This window comes from Saprospiraceae bacterium (genome assembly GCA_016719615.1).
GTDB lineage: Bacteria > Bacteroidota > Bacteroidia > Chitinophagales > Saprospiraceae > Vicinibacter.
Window position 1 is genome coordinate 1 of sequence record JADJYQ010000013.1, and the last position, 20,090, is coordinate 20,090.

Annotated in this window: 26 protein-coding genes and 1 pseudogene; 8 read left to right on the top strand and 19 right to left on the bottom strand. The window is 36.0% G+C overall.

Going from position 1 to position 20,090, the window contains the following annotated elements:
• Positions 1 to 312 precede the first annotated feature (312 nt).
• The 8 genes and pseudogenes from IPM92_17235 to IPM92_17270 all read left to right on the top strand — a co-directional run bounded on the left by IPM92_17235 (position 313) and on the right by IPM92_17270 (position 5,670).
• Positions 313 to 615, top strand: a complete 303-nt coding sequence (locus IPM92_17235; protein MBK9110054.1) for a hypothetical protein — start codon at positions 313 to 315, stop codon at positions 613 to 615.
• A gap of 442 nt (positions 616 to 1,057) precedes the next feature.
• Positions 1,058 to 2,689 (top strand): tetratricopeptide repeat protein, encoded by a 1,632-nt coding sequence (locus IPM92_17240; protein MBK9110055.1) that lies wholly within the window; start codon positions 1,058 to 1,060, stop codon positions 2,687 to 2,689.
• Positions 2,690 to 2,711: 22 nt separating this feature from the next.
• Entirely contained in the window at positions 2,712 to 3,020 is a 309-nt protein-coding gene (locus tag IPM92_17245; GenBank protein ID MBK9110056.1) for a CHAT domain-containing protein, read from the top strand.
• Between the two features lie 14 nt (positions 3,021 to 3,034).
• Positions 3,035 to 3,446: pseudogene (locus IPM92_17250) on the top strand (CHAT domain-containing protein).
• A 120-nt stretch (positions 3,447 to 3,566) separates the two neighbouring features.
• A complete protein-coding gene (locus IPM92_17255; GenBank protein MBK9110057.1) occupies positions 3,567 to 4,691 on the top strand; it encodes a hypothetical protein in 1,125 nt (374 codons plus the stop codon).
• A gap of 49 nt (positions 4,692 to 4,740) precedes the next feature.
• Complete coding sequence (locus tag IPM92_17260; protein ID MBK9110058.1) at positions 4,741 to 4,977, top strand: T9SS type A sorting domain-containing protein; 237 nt, start codon at positions 4,741 to 4,743, stop codon at positions 4,975 to 4,977.
• A gap of 52 nt (positions 4,978 to 5,029) precedes the next feature.
• Positions 5,030 to 5,401 carry a hypothetical protein gene (locus IPM92_17265; protein MBK9110059.1) on the top strand — a complete coding sequence of 124 codons (372 nt, stop codon included), beginning with the start codon at positions 5,030 to 5,032 and terminating at the stop codon, positions 5,399 to 5,401.
• A 14-nt stretch (positions 5,402 to 5,415) separates the two neighbouring features.
• On the top strand, positions 5,416 to 5,670 hold the full coding sequence (locus tag IPM92_17270) for a hypothetical protein (GenBank protein ID MBK9110060.1): 255 nt from the start codon (positions 5,416 to 5,418) through the stop codon (positions 5,668 to 5,670).
• Between the two features lie 339 nt (positions 5,671 to 6,009).
• Here IPM92_17270 and IPM92_17275 read toward each other — a convergent pair whose 3' ends face one another.
• From IPM92_17275 to IPM92_17365, 19 genes are all read right to left on the bottom strand, one after another.
• Positions 6,010 to 7,017, bottom strand: coding sequence for a serine hydrolase (locus IPM92_17275; protein MBK9110061.1), 1,008 nt, complete (start codon positions 7,015 to 7,017; stop codon positions 6,010 to 6,012).
• Positions 7,014 to 7,367, bottom strand: a complete 354-nt coding sequence (locus IPM92_17280) for a beta-lactamase family protein (protein MBK9110062.1) — start codon at positions 7,365 to 7,367, stop codon at positions 7,014 to 7,016. The genes IPM92_17275 and IPM92_17280 overlap by 4 nt, the downstream gene beginning before the upstream one ends.
• 580 nt (positions 7,368 to 7,947) lie before the next feature.
• Positions 7,948 to 9,804: a T9SS type A sorting domain-containing protein gene (locus IPM92_17285; protein MBK9110063.1), complete on the bottom strand. Its 1,857-nt coding sequence runs from the start codon at positions 9,802 to 9,804 to the stop codon at positions 7,948 to 7,950.
• Between the two features lie 171 nt (positions 9,805 to 9,975).
• Positions 9,976 to 10,368 (bottom strand): esterase-like activity of phytase family protein, encoded by a 393-nt coding sequence (locus IPM92_17290; GenBank protein MBK9110064.1) that lies wholly within the window; start codon positions 10,366 to 10,368, stop codon positions 9,976 to 9,978.
• 34 nt (positions 10,369 to 10,402) lie between these two features.
• Positions 10,403 to 11,029, bottom strand: a complete 627-nt coding sequence (locus IPM92_17295; GenBank protein ID MBK9110065.1) for an esterase-like activity of phytase family protein — start codon at positions 11,027 to 11,029, stop codon at positions 10,403 to 10,405.
• A 204-nt stretch (positions 11,030 to 11,233) separates the two neighbouring features.
• Positions 11,234 to 11,704, bottom strand: a complete 471-nt coding sequence (locus IPM92_17300; GenBank protein ID MBK9110066.1) for an SRPBCC family protein — start codon at positions 11,702 to 11,704, stop codon at positions 11,234 to 11,236.
• Positions 11,705 to 11,732: 28 nt separating this feature from the next.
• A complete protein-coding gene (locus IPM92_17305) occupies positions 11,733 to 11,843 on the bottom strand; it encodes a DUF1398 family protein (GenBank protein ID MBK9110067.1) in 111 nt (36 codons plus the stop codon).
• 145 nt (positions 11,844 to 11,988) lie between these two features.
• On the bottom strand, positions 11,989 to 12,729 hold the full coding sequence (locus tag IPM92_17310) for an ATP-binding protein (GenBank protein ID MBK9110068.1): 741 nt from the start codon (positions 12,727 to 12,729) through the stop codon (positions 11,989 to 11,991).
• A 17-nt stretch (positions 12,730 to 12,746) separates the two neighbouring features.
• Positions 12,747 to 13,331, bottom strand: a complete 585-nt coding sequence (locus tag IPM92_17315; GenBank protein ID MBK9110069.1) for a hypothetical protein — start codon at positions 13,329 to 13,331, stop codon at positions 12,747 to 12,749.
• Positions 13,332 to 13,336: 5 nt separating this feature from the next.
• Positions 13,337 to 14,269 (bottom strand): IS21 family transposase, encoded by a 933-nt coding sequence (locus IPM92_17320; GenBank protein ID MBK9110070.1) that lies wholly within the window; start codon positions 14,267 to 14,269, stop codon positions 13,337 to 13,339.
• A gap of 104 nt (positions 14,270 to 14,373) precedes the next feature.
• Positions 14,374 to 14,634, bottom strand: a complete 261-nt coding sequence (locus tag IPM92_17325; protein ID MBK9110071.1) for a DUF1398 family protein — start codon at positions 14,632 to 14,634, stop codon at positions 14,374 to 14,376.
• A 133-nt stretch (positions 14,635 to 14,767) separates the two neighbouring features.
• Positions 14,768 to 15,037: a hypothetical protein gene (locus IPM92_17330; GenBank protein ID MBK9110072.1), complete on the bottom strand. Its 270-nt coding sequence runs from the start codon at positions 15,035 to 15,037 to the stop codon at positions 14,768 to 14,770.
• Positions 15,038 to 15,369: 332 nt separating this feature from the next.
• Entirely contained in the window at positions 15,370 to 16,617 is a 1,248-nt protein-coding gene (locus IPM92_17335; protein MBK9110073.1) for a hypothetical protein, read from the bottom strand.
• Positions 16,618 to 17,136: 519 nt separating this feature from the next.
• Positions 17,137 to 17,655, bottom strand: a complete 519-nt coding sequence (locus IPM92_17340; protein ID MBK9110074.1) for an anion permease — start codon at positions 17,653 to 17,655, stop codon at positions 17,137 to 17,139.
• The gene (locus IPM92_17345) at positions 17,652 to 18,458 is read right to left on the bottom strand and encodes an SLC13 family permease (GenBank protein MBK9110075.1); all 807 of its coding nucleotides are present in this window, start codon (positions 18,456 to 18,458) and stop codon (positions 17,652 to 17,654) included. Before IPM92_17345 ends, IPM92_17340 begins: the two co-directional genes overlap by 4 nt.
• The gene (locus tag IPM92_17350; protein ID MBK9110076.1) at positions 18,397 to 18,870 is read right to left on the bottom strand and encodes an anion permease; all 474 of its coding nucleotides are present in this window, start codon (positions 18,868 to 18,870) and stop codon (positions 18,397 to 18,399) included. The genes IPM92_17345 and IPM92_17350 overlap by 62 nt, the downstream gene beginning before the upstream one ends.
• A 6-nt stretch (positions 18,871 to 18,876) precedes the next feature.
• Positions 18,877 to 19,476 (bottom strand): mechanosensitive ion channel, encoded by a 600-nt coding sequence (locus tag IPM92_17355; GenBank protein MBK9110077.1) that lies wholly within the window; start codon positions 19,474 to 19,476, stop codon positions 18,877 to 18,879.
• 18 nt (positions 19,477 to 19,494) lie between these two features.
• Positions 19,495 to 19,683, bottom strand: coding sequence for a hypothetical protein (locus tag IPM92_17360; protein ID MBK9110078.1), 189 nt, complete (start codon positions 19,681 to 19,683; stop codon positions 19,495 to 19,497).
• On the bottom strand, positions 19,680 to 19,991 hold the full coding sequence (locus IPM92_17365) for a type II toxin-antitoxin system RelE/ParE family toxin (GenBank protein MBK9110079.1): 312 nt from the start codon (positions 19,989 to 19,991) through the stop codon (positions 19,680 to 19,682). Before IPM92_17365 ends, IPM92_17360 begins: the two co-directional genes overlap by 4 nt.
• Positions 19,992 to 20,090: the final 99 nt, after the last annotated feature.

The window sequence follows — 20,090 nt, forward strand, 5'->3', positions numbered from 1 at the left end:
TTGACGCACAATACAAGAAGCATTAAAAATATTTGAAACTCTCGATGCTTCACTACAACGAATCGACAATTTCAGATTTTTACAAGCCAATGCAATGATGGCTCCAAATCAAATTGAAGAGGCAAAAGTAGTATTAAAATCAATTCTTAAAAACCAACAGACCCGCTATATTAAAAAGTTTACTGGTATCTTGCTCTTTCTGAAATTCAGCAGAGAAATTTTTCACAGGCAAAGACTTATCTTTTAAATTCTTGAATTAAGTACGATAAAAAAGCTCAGACATTATTAAATAAAATTTCAAACTAAAATATTTTGAATTCCTTCAAGTACATTTTTTTTACCATCATTCCATTCACCGTTTTTGGCCAAAAACCTGCTGAGAAAATTCTAGCAAAGCAGCTGGATTCGATGATAATTTTAGGGAAGGAATATATAAATTCCAATGATTTTAAAAACGCACACGGCATATTTTTAAATGTTGATTCATTAATTATTAAAAATTATGGTAATACCTCACAAAAATATCTGGAAGTATACTATTACCTTGCTCGCTCTGCGAACAAACTTCAGGATTCAGAGGAGGCAATAATACAGTATAAAAAACCATTGAATTAAGCAAATTTTATAATGATACTTATATCGGAAAATTATGAAATCAGTTTAGATGAGCTTTCTAAACTTTTTGCAAATCATGGTCGATTTAAAGAAGCAGAATTATTGATGCTGGATCTATTTAAATTAAGAAATCTTAAGTATGGAAAGTTGCATCCCAAGTCAGCCATGTAAATATACAGTTTATCAATTCTGAATGCAAAAATAGAAAACTATGAACTGGACACAAGATACGGTATAGAAAGTCTTAACAATAGAGAGGCTGTATTTGGGAAAATTCCATGGAATATGCCACCACAGTTTATCACTTGGTTAAATTATACAACGTCCAAAATCATTTTGATTCTGCAATCCACTACCTATACGAGAATTTGCAAATTTTACGAGCACTCAAAAGACCAATACATCGATATATGCAGATTGCATTGCAGAATTGGCATTTCTAATGAAAGACAGGTTCGCTGATTTTGAACAAGCAGAAGCTCTGTTTCAGGAAAGTTATGAAGTATACCAAAACGAACCTAAGTTAAAAGCCAGACCTTCCTATGCGTTGCTTTTAAAAGGCCTTGGTATTCACTACAAAAGGATTGGCAACTTCAACAAGGCATTGTTATATCTATACGAAGCTAAATCGGCTACAAAGTCAAGCATTGGTACCAAAAACTGGGATTACTACTCAGTTCTTTATAATATTGGAAATGTTTATCTTGAACAGAAAAATTTTTCAGCTGCGAAAGAAATGTATATGTTTATTTTAAACTCGGATGAGCTAACTGCAGAAGACAAGGAAATTAATTTTCCATACGTCAAAGGAGCCTTAATAAGTTTGGGCGACATGACCGGAGAAAATGTACCGGAGTCTTATGCAAAAGACATCATGACAAAAGCACGCAGCAGTGAAACGACTAACTATACGTTGGCAATGACATTAAATCAAAACAGCGTTTGGTTATACAATCATCACAGGTATGCGGAAGCGCTTGAATCAGATCGCGAAGCATTGAATATTGCAAACGGTGTGTACTCGCCGGAGTCAGATCTTTTGAATGGAATATATTTTAACCTTTGTTCTGATTATTTAAAAATTAACCAGCCTGACTCTGCTCGTAAATATTTCTTTTTAAGTTACAATGCAACTAAAAAGAAACTCTTGAATTCTTTCAAATTTATGGCAGACTCAGAAGTCGATTTACTAACACAGAAAATGTTACACTATAATTCGATATTAATCGGAAAAAAAGAATTTAATTCCAAATCCTATGCGGGTTTATTGTATGATGATGCTTTGTTATATCGTGGCATTCTTCAATATTCACGCTACATTAAAAACAAATTGATCAACTGCGATACTAACGCACATAAACTATTTGAAAAATATAAATCAAGCAAACGTTTGCTTGCCAATGAATATTCAAAACCATTAAGTGAACAAAAAAGAATATCAGATTTAGAAGAAACTGCAAATTTTTGTGAGAGGCAATTAAATTCACATGTTCAAGGAATCGAAAAATTATTAGACCTGGTAAGCTGGAAACAAGTTCATTCGCAATTAAAATCGGGTGAAGCCGCCATCGAATTTATAAGACTGAATATAGGAGAAGATTCTCCGCTACTGGATAGTTTCTGGTATGCCGCTCTTTTAATTCGACCTGAATTTCCAAATCCTGAGTTTATACTTATGTGTGAGGAACAGAAATTACGGGCCATTATTTCAGATGACCCCAAAAAGAGAATGGACTACGTATCAAAGTTGTACGTTCCTGAATCCATTGAAGAAAACAATAGCAAAAGTTTAGAGCATTTCATTTGGAAGCCCCTAGAACCATTTTTGAACCAGGTAAAAACTATATATTACTCTCCGGTTGGACTTTTACATCGCTTAAATTTAGGGCCTATCGTTCAAAGCAAGTCTAAACACTTATTGATGAATGATTATCAGTTCATATTAATGTCAAGCACACGCAATCTTGTTAGTGATCCTACTTTTAAGGATTCAATATCTAATGACTGCGTGTTTATTGGAGGAATTGAATATGAGCTCGACATAGATACAAATAAGCTGGTAGCATCCCCATGATCAAGCTACGAATCAAGAATCTATGACAAGAGGATCGCATTCATTTTATACTGTAGATTCAACATTCAGAGCCAATAAATGGAATATCTTACCTGGTGCAAGGTTTGAAATTGATAAGATCCAAGAAATTACTTCTAAGAATAATATTAAGACCTCAAGTGTATATGGTAAATTGGCTAGTGAAGAATATTTTAAATCTTTGGGGCGCTCAACTGAAAGGATGGTTTCTCCGGGCATTATCCATATTTCTACGCACGGATTTTTCTTTCCCGATCCTATTACATCCAATAAAATAAAAAAGGCTCCATTGAAAACGAACCTGTATTTATGAACTCACCAGATCCCATGATTCGTTCGGGCTTAATCATGGCTGGTGCTAATTACATGGATCAAAGCTGGGCCTTTACACAATTCGGAAGACGACGGCATCCTTACTTCGTTTGAAATAAGCCAAATGGATTTAAGCAACACAAAGCTTGTTGTTTTGTCCGCATGCGAAACCGGTTTAGGCGATATTGGAACTACTGAAGGCGTGTATGGTTTGCAAAGAGCGTTTAAAATTGCAGGCGTGCAGAACATTCTCATGTCCTTGTGGCAAGTTCCGGATAAGCAAACATCTGAACTTATGGAACTTTTTTATAAAAATCTTATTCATCATAAAATGACCATTCGTGCTTCTTTGATTGCTGCTCAGCAATCATTGCACAACAAAGGACTAGAACCCTATTATTGGGCCGGGTTCGTGTTAATGGAGTAGTAGCTATAAAATCTCTCAACTATAGTATAGCTTCAATAGGTCAAAGGGCTTCTCCTGACTGAAGATTTATTCAGATTGCTAAGATTTTTATACCCAAATGTATAAATATGAAAAACGGGTATGAAATCAAATTTTTACAAAACAACAATTCTATTTTTATTACTCACCGCTAACGCGATGGAAATATCTGGACAATGGAACTCTCAGATACCACAAACTAACGATACAGTTTGGCTTTATGAAAACCAACTGGTCGATAAACAAACGGCATGGTTAGGAGGTACTGAGTTTTTCTGGGATCCAGCCATTAATGGCTTCAATTATGGAAACTCTGATGTTTATTGTTATAGAACCAATGATGGGGGTACAAGTTGGAAAGCAATCAGGTTTCCACTTTCAGAGACACTGGCACCCTACCTTTCGACGATCCATCCCTTTGATGCCGAACATGCCATCATTGGTATTTACCTCTTAAGTTCTGGTCAGAATTTAATTTACAGAACGCGAAATAGTGGTAGCAACTGGACTAGAATTGCAAATTCAATTTTTACAAATGGTTCTTCGTTTATTGATGCAATTTCGTTTAAAGATACTTTGAATGGAATTGCCATGGGCGATCCGATTCCGGATTTGAATTCACCAGATGCTTATTTTGAAATTTATAAAACAACAGATGGTGGTGCAAGTTGGAATAGGATTCCAAGATCAAATATCCCAGAGCCCCTTACAGATGAAATTGGTTATAATGGAGAATTAACAAGAATTGGTGATCACATTTGGTTTGGAACATCTCATGGTAGAATCTACTCATCCGAAGATGGTGGAAACAACTGGATAGTTGATGAAATTGCACAAGGTAATATCGCATTTCTAAAATTTGTCGATGCTTCACATGGTGTTTGTTATGGGGGAGTTCCCAACCAAACGGGAAGATTATATTATACAGAAGATAGCGGTAAAACCTGGTCAGATGTAACGGCACCATTTGTAACTGCTGATCATTACTTTTGGTCATTTAGTTTGATTCCGGAGTCCTATTTTCTGTTTCTTAATATTTCAGAATCTATAGAAGGCGGACCATTTAAAACATATATTTCAAAAGATAAAGGCCAAACCTGGTTACAAATAGGAGAAGCAAATGAATTAAATGCAGCAAGATTTATAAGCCCACAAGTAGGTTTTGCCGGGGAAGGTCAATTAAAAAGATCAGGATCATGGAACGAAACTTTTTTCATATGTTGGTGACCCGCTGACTGGAATTTTTTCTACGAATGAATTAAAAGCAGAAGTTCAATTGAGTCCAAATCCAGTAAACGACATTCTTACGATTGACATTCAAATGGAAAGATCTGATGACCTAATGCTCATCATCAATGATCAAAATGGACATTTGATCTGGCAGAAGAAAATAAAATCTGCTGCCGACCGAATACAAGTGGAGTATAATGCAGAATTGTTGATTCCAGGAATTTATTTAATGAGCATCAGCAATGCCGAAGGTCATCTAACAAAATCATTTACAAAGAGCTAGTATTGTCAACTCATTAGATAACATCATTATTAATCAATTAAAATAATTTAACATGAAAAGTAAAACTCTTCCTTATTTTCTTTTTTTATTCACATGGCTGACTTTTTGTTCCTGCGTGGACAGAAATGATGTGAGAAATGAAATCTCTTCGTACCACCGTTGTATTACCATCTGTGAAGAAAATGCAGACCCGCCAATGGAACCAGAGAATTCCTGTGAAAACAAGTGTGATAGCACATGGTTAATTGGTCTAGCGCATTGCCTTGGTCCTAATACACCACAAAATGAAAGACTAAATTGTTTGGAACGAATTAAAGACGATAAATTAAAATGCTATACTCAATGTCGCAGAAATGTAGCTAAAATAAAAGCTGATTTGAAAAAATGCAAAATGGCCTGTATACCTGCTGTTAATCCTCACTAAATAAATTAAAACAAATGTGGTTAAAAGTAATTGACTATTCGCTTTACTGGCGAATCCGAAACAACAAGGGCGAAGTTTGGCTTACGCTGGAGAATCAATCGAGCGCCCACGAATGGTTGGATACAGCAACAGAATTTAACGCGATTGCTGATCTGCTTCGAAACGAAAAACCAGTTTATTACGAAACTGAACGCGGATACCTGGGTTGCGGTTGGGAACCAACAGGTGAAGGTGAAAAGAATGAATCTCCATTTGTCCTTGAGCATTAGACAAAAAGGGAAATTTTGAATACCGATGGCTATTCATTAACAATTTCACATTACCGCAGAAATTCTATTGGGCATTCTTTGAATGATGCTATGCGAATACTTTAATTAGAATTCGCATAGCAAATGGGCGTGTATTTATTCTGCCCATGAGTATAGTAATAGAACAATAGAACTAAAATTTGATAAGTAGACTTCCATTTCAAGGCAAAATAAAGGATCCAGAAGAATTCTCCCGAACAGGAATTAAGGTATAGAATTTTAATGAAAATAAGGCTTTGGTTTACTTACAATCGAAATGCGGATGAGCCTTGCTGAACGATTGATATGGTGATATTCCATTTATTTTAATTGCAACTCCTTTAATCTGATATGAGCTTCTTCATTCTCTGGGTTTAATTGAAGTGTCTGCCTATAGAATTTGAGGGCCTCTGTTTTTCTATTCAAAGCAGAATAAATATTTGCCAATGCCAATGTTAGCAAATATCTATCTGGAAATTCAAGGACATTGTTTTCTGCAATGACTCTGGCATCATCGTGTCTGTTTAAATTGAATAATTTTTCCGCCAAATAATACATTTGCAACCAGTCTGCATAAAACTTTGTAGTATCCAATTTCATAATATGGTAATCTGCAACTGCTATATCCGCAGTCTTTTGGGATAATATTGTCTCCATTTTTTTATGAATAGGTTCTTTCAAAACAACCGATTTGTTGTAAAGTATCCTCAATATATTCTTAATGATTCCAAAAAAATCAGTCGGCGCACTATTGCATAAAATAACTGCCATACTATTTGTTTCTGGGATTCGAATCATAAAAGATATAAATCCCTCGGTTGAACCTAAATGATAATTTGCTGCAACACTATCGGTGGGAGTATACTTAAAATTTTGATTAAACCAACCGTAACCATATCTGGCAGGTCTCATTCCGGGAGCTAACATTTCTTCTGTAAGCGATTTACTTAGTAATTTATAATTTGCAATGGCCATATGAAATTGGAACAGGTCTTCTACAGTTGAATAAAGATCGCCTGTACCCATAGTGTTTGATTGATCCCTGAAATCGGCCGAAATGTAGTTTCCTAAACCATAGTCATAACCTGCAGCTCTTTGAGTTACAATATCTCTATGCGAATAGGAACCTGAATGATGCATATTTATTTTATTAAAAATTTCATCTCTCATGGCATTTTGATAAGACTTCCCAGTAACTTTTTCAATAATAAAACCCAAAGTAAAATAAGCCCAACTGCTATACAAATATCGAGTACCAGGTAAAAATGCCAATGCAGAGTCTCTATAAATTTTAACATACTCCTCTCTGCTAAAACTTTGGCGGCTCATTTAGGAAAAAAATCCTTCATTATTTCATAATTTTGCAATCCAGAAGTATGGTTCAATAATTGTTTAATGGTAACTTTAGCTGCCGGCTTATCCATAAACTCCGGTAAATATGAATCAATAGATTTATCCAAACTCAACAATCCTTTCTCCACTAAAATTAAAATTAAAGTTGCGGTGAATGGCTTAGATATAGAACCAAGCATAAATTTTGTATTCGTAGTATTGGGAATGTTCCATTCTCTATTAGCCAATCCAAATGCATCCTTGTATATGATATTACCATTTTCTGCAAGTAAAACAGCTCCATCAAACATCTTGAACTCGTGATAAGTCTGCATTAACTTCTGCATTGCCTCCTTTTTGTCTTGCGCCAACAAGAATGTTATACTAAAAGCACAAGTCAAGAGTAAAATAAGTTTTTTTAAAAACATTGTAGTAAGGTTCTAAAATTGATAATTGTCTGAAAATCGCAAGATAAAATGTTTGTGGAGATAAGAATGAAGATCATCACTTAAATTCCTAATTTTTGGATTTGAAAAGCATTAAAATTATGGTAAAGATTATAAAGTATATAGGATTTTATCGATTTATGAGTTTTACAATGTACTTGCGAAGAATTTATGATTGAAACAGCAATTTATTTGAGAATGCGATCGCGTTATTCATTTCTTGTTTAATTTATATTATTCTGCATGAAAACAAATATCGCTATCCAATTGATGCCAAGGATCCAATAAATATTATAAAACATTGTTTTGGTATTGAGAATTAAGTCAAAGTATAAGTGAAAATATTTTCACAAAAGCAACTCTACAATTCTTTGCTAAAATTTTGCGTCCGTAATTTTCATCAAAAAATTAAGTACTCATAGCATAAAAAAAGCCCTGTCCGTTTGAAGGACAAGGCTTTTAAAGGGCTATATTAAAATAATTATTTAATGATAATTTTTTGATTTATGGTTTTATCAAGTAAACGACAAGACAACAGGTATATACCCCGATTTAAATTTTCGGCAAATGGATGTGTGTATCGAATTCTTTTGCCAGGCACTAGCAATTGTTCGTTCCAAATTTGTTGGCCTGAAATATTATATAAACTCACAAAGACCATCTGTTCTTTCGAAAGATTTAATTCAAGTGTCAAATACTGACCAGTAGATATGGGATTAGGATATATTTTTAACAGGTTTGTATCCGAATTCTGATTGGATATCATTTGGTATATATTTGAAGCAATTTTTGATTCAACAGATTCCTCTTCATGGCTTTTGTCATCAGACATTTCAGCTTCTAACATGACAGTAGGTCTCTCATTGTATGTATCAGGATTGAACATAACTAAAATCTGTCCTCCTTCTATAACTTCCCCTCCTATGGTGTAGTGGGCCTGATCATTAAGCAAAAACATTCCTTGCCCTAGTATATTTTTAATATCTACAATTCCAGAAGATTCTTCATCCTGAGTCAGATAATTATAGCCTCCGTTAAGAAATCGCGTTGGGTCATGTTCCCCTACTGATTTCAATAGATCCGTTGAGGTGTTGTACTGCCAAATTTTTCCTAATCGTGCATTGTTGCCAACATCTTCCTGAATCAACAAATGGCCGGCATTATCTGCGCAAATATTGTCCATCATTTTGTGTCCCTCGGTTCCATTCAAAACAACTGAAATTGTACCTCCAGCTGCTGGATTTTTTAAATCGTTAAATGTCAATTTCCACATCCTACTTGGTGCGTTGAATGCATTGGTGGTGACAAAATAAAATTCATTGGGTTTGCCTGAAATCCAAGTGCCGTCTTCCGGACGTTTAAAACTGGTTACACTCAAATTATTGCTCAAAGTATTCAGTTCTGCTCCAGACATTTTTTGAACAGTCCCAAGATCTGCGAGACTAAACTGCATTAAATCTGACGGTATCGTGGAATCTAACTCAGTTTTATAACCCTCAATTTTAAGTCCGTACAATTTTCCTTTGGAAAGTCCAGCCTTGTCAATTTCATTGCCTGCGGTCCCTTTGGTTCCATAGTAAAAATATACTTGGCCTTCATTGCTGTCGTCAAGTAAAGCTACGATCGTCTTTTCTCCTGATTCAGGGTGAGCTAGCACATTTTCCCAAGAAGCCCTACCCAAATATGGAAGTTCGTAACTGACCCCGGCATTTGAACCAGTAACGATGTGGGCAAATGCGCGACCTTCTGCTCCAATTTCTTCTCCATTCAGGAACAATCTGGTCATTGTTCCTAATCTTTTAAAACCAGATTTATGATAGAAAGCAGTGTAGGGAGCAAGATCTCCGGAGCACAAGCGAGAAAATGCGGTAGTACCTTTTACATATGCGGTTCCATTCCAGAGGTTTACGGATTTAATAAGGTCTTCACCGTGTAATACTTTTAAGTCGGATTTGCGGACGGTCCATTTAGATACAAAAGCACCTGTAGAACCATGAGCGCGAATAGCCCCACCTCCAGCTCCAACTTCATGATTCAGCAAGATGGTGAAGTTGCCATTTCCATTGTCATATGCCCCCATACCATCTGGAATGCCGCATAGTGTATAACCATTTATAGTTTCTCCAGCCGAAAGAATTGAAGTAAATTGAACACCGGGTGCATCCGGAAGAATATATGGAGATTGCTGGGTACTTGGTCCTGTTAGCCCTTGAGTAACCGGATGCACGGCTTGAAATCCTGAAATTTTATCCGAACCTTTAAGTCCAAAGATTATCAATTGACTTAGTTTTCCGGTTGTGGAGGCAATTCCGTTTTCATTGGGGAGATGATTGACCATAATCGTTATCATTTCCTATAATGATTGTGCTATCATTTAAGATGGATAGCCCTTCAGCTTTATCTAAAGATGATGGCCATCCATTCGCCAGTAGATCCATGACCAGTGTTTTGGTCACCGGAACAATTCTGTTTGCTGCAAGACCTGTTGAATCTACCAATTGTTCTAAACTCATATTACCATAAAGACCTCCATGTACAGGGGTGGCGTGGGCCAAGTTAATTCGATATAATCTTTTAATGTCAGTTGCTCCACGAGCTGCGGCTTCAAGTACCAACAATTCATTATTGTTAACTGCATACAAATCACCAATTTTCCAGTCGCGTAGTCGAATCTGGTCACCACCTTTCCAATGATCCCGTCATTCAGATACGCAAACATTCTGGTAATATTGGTTGCAGGATCTATTTCCAAAATTCGATGAATCCTCGAATTTTCGCCAATTGATTTTGAAGGAAATAATAATGGACTTTGGATGGCTACATAAATTTTGCCATTGGGAGTAATAGCAATCCCTTCAAAGCCGCGATTGTTCTTGCGGTATTTAAAAACAGTGTCTATCAATACATCTACCTGTTGTCTTCCAGTTAAATTGGCATTAGGGAGTAAAACGCTGAATGAGAACTCCCGCTTTGTTCAACTTCCAAATGGTTGGGCCGCCTTCTTCGCATAACCAGAAATTACCATCGGGGTCAACGACTAGACCTTCGCAATCAATTCCAAACGTATCCTTTTGTGTAAGTTTCTGCATGAAGGAAGAACAAGAATTAACTGTATCAACTGATGGCATTTCAAGGGCTGTGCTGCCGAGACCTGTTGGATTGATAAGTCCTGTTGCACCCTGCCCGTTGGGTCTTCTAACAGGAATGGTCTGAATGATTTGTATACTGTCTCCTCTTAGTCTTAACCTGTGAATTTTAGGACTATAACTTGGAAAGGGAAAAATTTTGTCATAGGTAGGTCGACAAGCCACTTCATTTGCATTGGCTGCGTCAATGTTTACGCCACGATCTGAGCAAGTCCAGAATTCGGTACCCTGACTTCCAGCAATGGGATAAAGAGAGGAGAATCCTGCTTCGCGGTAATGTATGTTTTGATAAGTACCAATAGATCGAGAATGATAATTCTTAAATTCCTGCAGGATTTGGATTTGTGCTTTGCTGTTGACCTGCAATAATACGACAGCAAAGATCCCATAAAGGACCTTCAGTAATGTCTTTTTCATAAATTTAAATGATTTGAATTGTCGCAAATTTAGAGCCGTGCTGTTGAAAACACGCCAATAACCGCGTCATCACTTCGTTACGAGATTTTGAAGTTACGATGAATTAAAGGTAAAATTAAAAGTCTAAAATCTTGATATAAACAAGAAGTATTTGTTGATTAATAAAGTATCCGTAACCATAGTGGAATTCATAAAAAGTGCATATTAGGATTCGAATTTCCCGAATTTCTTCTCTAAAACAATTTTTCGATAATCAAATATTTCATCTAGTTTTTTTTCAATAAAGAGAAAGTTAGCTATGATCCCCAAAATACCCATTGGCGGTTTATAAGTTACAATATCGGTCATTAAAACTCCTCCTTCAATGTTCTCCAATTTATGTTGATGATGCCACAGTGAGTAAGGGCCTACTCTTTGCTCATCAACAAAGTATTCAAAGTCTTTAACATGGGTTATTTCTGTAAGCCAATTGAGTTTTAAACCAAACAAAGGGCTCACTTTATAGGCAATGATCATGCCCGGATACATTTTTTCAACACCCAATATATTTGTTACCTCGAAGCCCATGTAGTCAGGTGTTATTTCCTTTAAATTGGCCGGAGACGAAATAAAATCCCATAATTCAACTCTTGAAGCAGGTAATTTCTGGGTGCGTATAAAGTGATAAATTGCCATATTCCTTTTTTTTTGTTGCAGATCATTTTTATTGTAGTATTCCATCCACCCATATGTTATTTCCTGCTTTGTCGTAATAGTTGCAGGTCATTTTGTTCATACAGATTTCCCACTTATCTATTCCGCATTCTGCACACATCTTAATGAAAGTGAATATTCCGGGCAATCTGAGCCACCCATTCCGGTCTAAACTGAGCCACTAATTCCGGTTGAATGTGAGCCAGGGATTCCGGAGCAAAGTGAGCCACTAAATAAGTAGATAAAAGACCATAAGCCAAAAGTAATTATTGTTGATTAATTTTTGACATTTTGCGTAAAGATTCACCGGTTAGTTCAATTCTATGAGCTTGATGTATTATACGATCAAGGATAGCATCGGCAATGGTATTTTCATTAATATATTGATGCCATGCAGCTACAGGAAGTTGAGAGACGATTATGGTGGAATATCTGTTATGTCTATCTTCCATTATTTGCAACAAAGCTAAACGAGCCTGAGTATCGAGGGGAGTCAAACCCCAGTCATCTAAAATAACAAGATTTTTATTTTCAAGTCTATCAATGTCTTTGCGGAATGCACCATCCAATTTATCTGATTTAATTTTTGCAAACAGTTTAGGTAATGAAAGATAAGCGACACGTTTGCCTTTAATACAAGCTTGATATCCGATAGCAGATGCAAGAAAACTTTTCCCGCAACCTGTAGCACCGGTAATGATAATATTTTCACCACGATCTATGAACGAGCAATCCGATATTGAAGAAATTATTTCTTTTGAGAGATTCCTTTGTGGTGTACAAATCACATCGTTAAGATTAGCTTGATACCTAAACTTTGCATTCTTTACAGAAGTTTGAGTTTTGCGATGATTACGGTGCAAAAATTCAGCTTCTACCAATTGGCCAATTAAAATGGATTCATCTGGTTTTTGGTGTGCTGGTAAATGAATAATGGCTTCGTATCGATCGGCCATTCCAGTTAACCGCAAGTTGCGCATGGAATCTAAAGTACTTTGTTGATTCATATAGATAATTTAAAAGGTTACTTATAATACATTTGACCTCGGATATTTTCATGAAAAAGATCCAATTGGGTTGGAGAAGCTTCGTCCCATTTGATATTTTGAAAATCCATTGAGAGAATTTGTTCCAATTTCCGGTATGATACATAATCAAATTGTAGACAGATTCCAGCAGCCTGATCTACCTTATCGTTTCCGTTTTTTGTTGCAAGATGGAGCACTCCCTGACAGCTTTTAAAAGCTTGCTCAGGATGTTTGCTCTGCGCAAATAGTTGTTCCATAAAACGAATTGTATGTTCTCCTATCTTAGCCCCTTCCTGGACAAAAAAATCTTTATTCCAGCGACGGTAATATTGGTGATTGGGATGCAAATGAGTTCCATTGGTAGTATACTTGCTCCATGTTCTATTCCTTTGGTGTAGGGCTATTCGCTCATGTTTAGAAAATATTTCCACGGTTGTGGCGGTATACCCAATATCAACTTTTTGACCAGTATAACTGTATGGTACAGAGTAATACTTGCGATCCTCGCTAAGCAATACATGACAATTGGGTTGAACCTTTGCTTGTTGATATTTTTTAAATTCAAATTTTAGTTCAGGCAATGGTTTTAGTTGATTTTTTCTACTGAATCAAATTGTTGTTTGCGGCTAAATGGTTTTTGTTGATAAAGAATACTATTGTGCTTATCAAGCAATATACGAATGGCTTCATTCAAGTCTCGAAGGCTATGAAAAACTTTGTCGTGGAGCGGAGCATAAATTCTGGTATATAGGATATTAATGGCAGATTCAACTAAGGCTTTATCTTTTGGTTTGCGTGCGCGTGTAGGTAATACTGCGGCATCATAATGCTCCGCAAAATCTGCCATACTTTTATTCAACTCAGGATCGTACTTGCTGGCACGGTTTACAGCAGGCTTTAGGTTGTCAGTAACGATCGCCTGTGGAACGCCCCCAAAATAATGTAGAGCTGATTCTAATGCGTATAAAAAATCAGGTGTGGTTTGACTTGGAATAGCGATTGCAAATGTGTATCCACTACAGGGCAAAATACCAACAAATACTTCAACTGGAATAAGTTCACCAGAATCGGGATCCACTAAGTGCAATTTTTTACCTGCAAAATCAATCATGATTTTATCCCCGGCTTTATGATCAAACACATAACTGAGTTGCTGACTTTTTTCATAGCGTTTAAAATGTTCACAAAATTGGGAGTATTGAACACCCTGAGGAAACTCCCTTTTGTAATCTTCCCAGAGCAAAAGTTTGGTCACTCCAACTTTTGTTAATCGTTTTTCCATATCTGGGAACAAACGATATAATTCATCATGACTGGGGTCTTGCTCAGCTGGAGGGTAGACAATAGAATATAACTCCTTGTCCGATAGTTTAAGTAATTGTTGATAACTCAAAGGATGCTTATCGAATACCTCTTTGTATTTATCAATGGTATTCCTCGACATTCCGGTAAGCTGACTAATCTTACGATCAGATAAGGCTTCCAAAGTCAATTTTAATAGTTTTCTTAGCTTTTGCATAGATACAATTTGATTGGCCATCTTGAAGTAATTTTTACTTCAAAATAGGTCTCAAATCATACTGCCTTGAGTGGCTCACTTTGCTCCGGAATCGGTGGCTCACTTTACTCCGGAATCGGTGGCTCAATTTGCTCCGGAATCAGTGGCTCATTTTGGCCGGAATACTCAATGAAAGTCAGGAAGTCTGTTTTAACCTGCTGGTGTGCCAATAATTCTACATTAAATTGCACCTTATATATTGAGTCGTCAATAAAAAGTGGGTTATACATTGCAGGCACTATTGCAGTGTGATCATGAACACCATGATAGACAAAATGTCCATCTGACAGGTATGCTGCATATTGCAGCTCTTCCTGTTCAATCACGAATGTAATAAAAACAATCTATGGATGAACCAATTTCCAGTGATAAAATAAATTCGGATTCTCTTTGAATTTAGTAAGTAACCATTTGAGAGTAGATCTTGTTTACAGGCCTTTATGCCACTTCGCCCATTTCTTACCACAGGTCGTTTGGTACTAATTTCCAATCGTTGCCCGCATTAGCAATACTCAATGTGGTGAATTTTTGTCTATCAAATTTGCTGATACCATTACTGGTATTTATGAAAATATTTTCTGATTTGTCCTCTATAATTTCTTCTATTCTGTTGTGTGGCAACTCACTTTTCGTTGTAAAATGAAGGATTGTTTTTCCGTCAAAGCGATACAAACCAGTCTCCCAGCTGCCAAACCAGTAATTATCATACTTGTCCTGATAAACTAGCAAAATATTATTTCCCAGTTACTTGACAGTTTCGCCGACTGTTAAAGTGGCACTCTTGTCAAAAGCATGTGGAGTCTGATGTCCGCTGCACGAGGTTTAAATTGCCTGAATGCTAATAAAGAGAAGTATGTATAATTTCATTGCTTTTCATTTTATGGCTTGCAAAGTCCAATGGATTTGCCGCCAAAGATTTTCAGCTACCCGAAGTTGACGACTTCGTAGCACTTCACTGTCAACCAGGCCAAAACTTTAAAAGAAGAACAAAGTTTGATTTAACCACTGAACCGCCACATTTGGTTAGGTGCTGTTATTAGCAGACAAGTTTTACTCACTTGTTAAATAGCGTTTTCCAATAATCTATTCCAAGTTGATTTAGTTTTTTCAAATTCAATAAAGTGTTTTTTTACATTCTTTCTGTATTTTTCAAATTCAACTATTATTTTATTAAAATAATCTGTTTTAAAATAAGAACATAATTTTGGAATAGTGGCTTTTAAGTTATCCTCCATTGTTTTCATAGTCGCTTCAAAATTCTCTTTATCCGTAATGTAAACCAACAAAGGTTTATATCTAATCCAACCAACAGAAGCATTCACAAAACGCATTAGAATTTCATTACTGGTGTTTTCTATTGGCTTTAATTCGACGGGCAACACACCATTTAATAAGTTGTTATACATAGAGAACCCATCGTGAAAAGCATAGCAAGGCACTTTCACAACTTTCAATTTTGTTAAAGATGTGCTCATGAAAGTATCTTCACCTCTTGCACCAGGTGGATTATAAAAAGGTGGAAATAATTTATAATTCTTTAAGTTGAAACAAAGATTTGCACCTGAAATAAATTTCATTCCATTGACTTCTTCAACTTCGTATGATAGCTGTTTTGTTAAAATTTCTTCATCAGAAAACGTTACTCCTTTTTGGTTAATAATGACTTTTTTCATTTTATCCCAAGTAATGATATCATTGCTAAGGGCTTCAATGAATAATCTAAAATCATTTTCAGTTAAAGTGTCATTAAACCTCAAATAAGGAATAGGTGAAATATATCCACAATGTAATCCATGGGTTATATCTGCTTCGTCATTAAATCTCAAATGTGTACTTAAGATACTTTGCCCCATCCACAACAAACCACCATTTTTATTTTTGTAGGTTGCTAAAGGGTACTCATCATCGTCTATGAACAACAACTTGTCCATTTTTAGTTTTATTGCAAAGTAGGTTATAATGTTTCTTTTCTTAGCATACCCTTCGCCAAAAAGCAAATGACAGTCCTCTATATCAATTGTATTGTCGGTTTTTGCCAAAAATTCAATTTCTTCATTTACTTCATGGACCCCGTAAAAATGTATGGAATCAACCAAATCAAGAAGTTCCTTTGGTACTTTTTTATAGTCATTGGTATTGGTGTTTTTGTAACGCAAATCGTAAGAAACCAAAACATGAATTCTCACATTTTTATTCTCTATCAAACCGTGTTCAAGCCAATTGTTAATATAAGTTTTTAATACATTTTGAAACAACAATCGACCTGTAACAAATCCAATTGCAATATTAATTATTCTATTTTCTATCATAATTTAATTCAGATACCCTGTTCAGTAGGTATATTTTTCTATAACGATTTGGTATTGACGTCGTGCCTCATTCACTGCAGCTTAACAAACGCTAAGTTAATAAATCTCAGCCAAACGTGAAAGAAAATTGCATCAGTGGAATGGAGGCAAAACAGTTTTATAGGCGGAGTCTTTTTTACCAAGGAGCAACAAGAATTCCATCAATCTACAACCTTCTTTCTTTTTCCTACTTTCACAGATCGCTTCTTCGTAGTTTGTTTTAGAAAATGTGATTTTATATATGAACGAAAATATTTGATTTAAGCAGTTTCCTATATAATGGTTATTGGCCTGCTATTCAATATAAGGTCAATTCATATTGGAACTTTAATGTTTACCTTAGCGATAGCAACTTTACGCGCATCAAATGCATTTTAGGAAACATCAGTTGGCATCAATATGTATTCTATAGTTTATTCCTCGATAAATTATTTTGTTACCAATCTACGGAGAAGCTTCAATTTAATAAACATATTGGGATTATTCAATTCTATATAGGTAACGAATCATCAGCAGAATGATAAATAAACCTATCACCGTAAGCACACCGCCTATTTTAAAGAAGTGAGATATTTTATATCTGCCCGGACCCAAAACCAATAGCGATGCGGGTTCAAAAGGTGTTACCATAGAAATAGATGCTGAAAGAATTATTGCAACGGCAAAACTTCTAGGATCGGCACCAATGCTGTTTGCTGTTTGCAGTGCGATTGGAAGAATTACCAATGCAGCGGCAGCATTGCTCATAGGTTGTGTAAGTAAAACAGTGAGGATCATAAAAGCGAGGAGTATAAGAACATTGTTTGCACCTGAAAAAATTGTGGTGATTTGATTTGCGAGATAGACATCGCCACCTGTTTGTTTGATGGCTGTTCCAAAGGCGGTCATACCGCCAATGAGTATAATAAGCCGCCAGTCAACTTTTGAATAAACTACATCAGTTGGTAATACTTTAAATGACATAGACAGTAACACTGCTGATAAAAATGAAATGCTCATGGGTAAAATTCGATAGCACCTACAATTACTGCCAATACAAAAATTGCCAATGCTATAAAACCTTTTCTTAAGTGGGGAAGGTTTGATTTAGGTTGTTGCGTAAGGACAATAAAATTATTTCGCTGACGAACCCCGTCAATTTCTTCTTCAAGTCCTTCGGCAATAAGGATGTCACCTGTTTTAATTTTTATGTCGAGAATATTGGAAGATATACTTTCGCCCTTTCGGAACAGACCGATAGGTATAAGCCCTGTTTTGTGGCGGAAATTTGATTCGTTAATTGTCGTGTTAGCAATGAAAGAGGAAGGCAGAACCATCAACTCAACAATCTCAGATTTAAACGTTTCAAGAGGATTGGCTGTTTCGGAAATATTATGTTTATGATAGAATAATTTGAGTGCTTCACTGGTTGCTCTTAGATAGAGGTTATCATTTTGCTGAATGATATAATCGGAGTTAAAATCAAAAGATTGTTCCGCGTTTTCGACTTTGGTGAAAGTAAGGTCGGCATCGTTCAGGGATAGAATTGATTTTCCTACAAGAGAAGATTGATGAGTAATGTATATATGGGCAAGAAAATAACGGTCATTTTTTTTTGTTTGAGTTTCAATAGAAAGAATATTGGGCAAAATTCGGTTTCCGAAAAACGCAAACAACAATGTGCAAACAACAAGCAGCGCTAAACCAATTGGCAAAAACTCAAACATACCGATTGGTTCTATCCCATTTTCCAATAAAAAATTACTTCCTGCAATGTTGGTAGAAGTGCCGATTAACGCAAGTGCCACCAAGTAGTGAAGCAAACGCCATAGGCATTAAATAGAGGGGAGGGTGCCTGCCCTGATTTTTACACATTCCCAAAATGGGTAAAACCATTACGGCAGCCACTGTGGTGTTATTCATGAATGCAGAAAGCACTCCAACTGACAGCATGATGGTGGCTGTTGTGAGAAAATAATTACCGCTTACATTACTTGTGAGTTTATTGCTGAGGTATTCAACCACTCCATTATGCTGCAAGGATGCACTGATAATAAAAATAGAAGAAAGCATGATGATGAAATCGCTTCCGAAACCCGCAAATGCCTGAGAAGGGGTAATCGTCCCTGAGACAACCAGTGCAATTAAGCTTAATAGAATAACAGAATCGGGCGGGAATTTGTCTAACGCAAACAAAATGATGATGAGAATGAGTAAGGCAAATACAATGAGCATGGAAAATTATCTATTTATTGTAATTACTTGATGTGGCACGGGAATAACAATATGGTTCTCACGGAATGATTTTAAAACCAACAAGCGGAGATCGCCTAACATTCTGCCTACGGCAAACACTTCTTCTGACCAAAACAAAAGCTTTAGCGAAACGGAGTAATCGGTGAACTCCTCAATTCTTACATACGGTTCGGGTTTTGCAATTACTTTGGGGTGAGTTTTTGCTACTTGCTGCATCAGTATCATGGCTTTTTCTACATCCTTTTCATTTACCTGAACGGATATGTAATGGCGGTTGATATTTTTTTGATTTGACCAGTTGATGATTTCATTTTTTGTGAGAAATGAATTAGGAATTATGATTTCTTTTTCATCACGGGTTTTTACAACAGAAGTTCTGAAACGGATGGCTAAAATCTCCACCCGTTTATCTCCAATCTGAATTACATTTCCAATTTTAATTGTTCCTTCGGCTAAAAGAATTATCCCTGAAATGAAATCGTAAAACAGGCCTTGCAATCCCAAACCAATACCAACCAACAACGCGGCAGAACCTGCAATAAGTACAGTAACATCAATGCCAAGAAGTTTGAGAGCTGCGGAAATAAAAAAAACGAAAAGGAATTATTTGACGATGGTGTAGATGGTAAACTTTTGCCCCTCATCAAATTTTTTGTAGCGATAAAGTATTCGATTTGTCAACCAAAGTATAATCCAACAAGCTAACCAAGTATTACCATATACGCAATTTTGGTAACGGTAATTGAATAGTTGCCCAGGTTTAGTAATTGTGAAATCCATGAGGTGTTTCATATTTTAATTTTTATACTTGCTTTTGTGTAAGGTATTTTGGTAAGACTTTCAGTTTTTAAGGCAGGTATAATAAGTTTTTCATCGCGGATCCTATAATATACTCTAACATTTTTAATCAATAAAATGCCGTAAATTCTATTCCACGAATTCTCTAGAACTCCTAAATATGAATTGGAACTTATTAAATTCATTAAGTGTTCAAGTTTGGATTGGAATTTTACGGCTGCCTTTTCTCCCCATTCATTTGAATGATACTCTAGAATGTTATTTAAATCAAACGTAGCAGTTTTTGCAAAGCGTATTTCCATTTAGCGCTTAAATACTTCAGTCATTGGAACCAAATTATCGTCATTCTCTGATTCGTCAAAAGCTCTTAGGATGTGGTCTTTTTGTTCTTGGGTTAAATA

Coding starts and splice junctions, on each gene's coding strand:
- IPM92_17340 (MBK9110074.1), bottom strand. CDS start 17,655: ATGAGCATTTCATTTTTATCAGCAGTGTTACTGTCTATGTCATTTAAA.
- IPM92_17295 (MBK9110065.1), bottom strand. CDS start 11,029: ATGAAAAAGACATTACTGAAGGTCCTTTATGGGATCTTTGCTGTCGTA.
- IPM92_17270 (MBK9110060.1), top strand. CDS start 5,416: ATGTGGTTAAAAGTAATTGACTATTCGCTTTACTGGCGAATCCGAAAC.
- IPM92_17335 (MBK9110073.1), bottom strand. CDS start 16,617: ATGATAGAAAATAGAATAATTAATATTGCAATTGGATTTGTTACAGGT.
- IPM92_17305 (MBK9110067.1), bottom strand. CDS start 11,843: ATGTGTGCAGAATGCGGAATAGATAAGTGGGAAATCTGTATGAACAAA.
- IPM92_17310 (MBK9110068.1), bottom strand. CDS start 12,729: ATGAATCAACAAAGTACTTTAGATTCCATGCGCAACTTGCGGTTAACT.
- IPM92_17275 (MBK9110061.1), bottom strand. CDS start 7,017: ATGAGCCGCCAAAGTTTTAGCAGAGAGGAGTATGTTAAAATTTATAGA.
- IPM92_17280 (MBK9110062.1), bottom strand. CDS start 7,367: ATGCAGAAGTTAATGCAGACTTATCACGAGTTCAAGATGTTTGATGGA.
- IPM92_17365 (MBK9110079.1), bottom strand. CDS start 19,991: ATGGAAATACGCTTTGCAAAAACTGCTACGTTTGATTTAAATAACATT.
- IPM92_17320 (MBK9110070.1), bottom strand. CDS start 14,269: ATGCAAAAGCTAAGAAAACTATTAAAATTGACTTTGGAAGCCTTATCT.
- IPM92_17350 (MBK9110076.1), bottom strand. CDS start 18,870: ATGCTCATTGTATTTGCCTTACTCATTCTCATCATCATTTTGTTTGCG.
- IPM92_17360 (MBK9110078.1), bottom strand. CDS start 19,683: ATGAAACACCTCATGGATTTCACAATTACTAAACCTGGGCAACTATTC.
- IPM92_17255 (MBK9110057.1), top strand. CDS start 3,567: ATGAAATCAAATTTTTACAAAACAACAATTCTATTTTTATTACTCACC.
- IPM92_17265 (MBK9110059.1), top strand. CDS start 5,030: ATGAAAAGTAAAACTCTTCCTTATTTTCTTTTTTTATTCACATGGCTG.
- IPM92_17285 (MBK9110063.1), bottom strand. CDS start 9,804: ATGGTCAATCATCTCCCCAATGAAAACGGAATTGCCTCCACAACCGGA.
- IPM92_17245 (MBK9110056.1), top strand. CDS start 2,712: ATGACAAGAGGATCGCATTCATTTTATACTGTAGATTCAACATTCAGA.
- IPM92_17300 (MBK9110066.1), bottom strand. CDS start 11,704: ATGGCAATTTATCACTTTATACGCACCCAGAAATTACCTGCTTCAAGA.
- IPM92_17240 (MBK9110055.1), top strand. CDS start 1,058: ATGAAAGACAGGTTCGCTGATTTTGAACAAGCAGAAGCTCTGTTTCAG.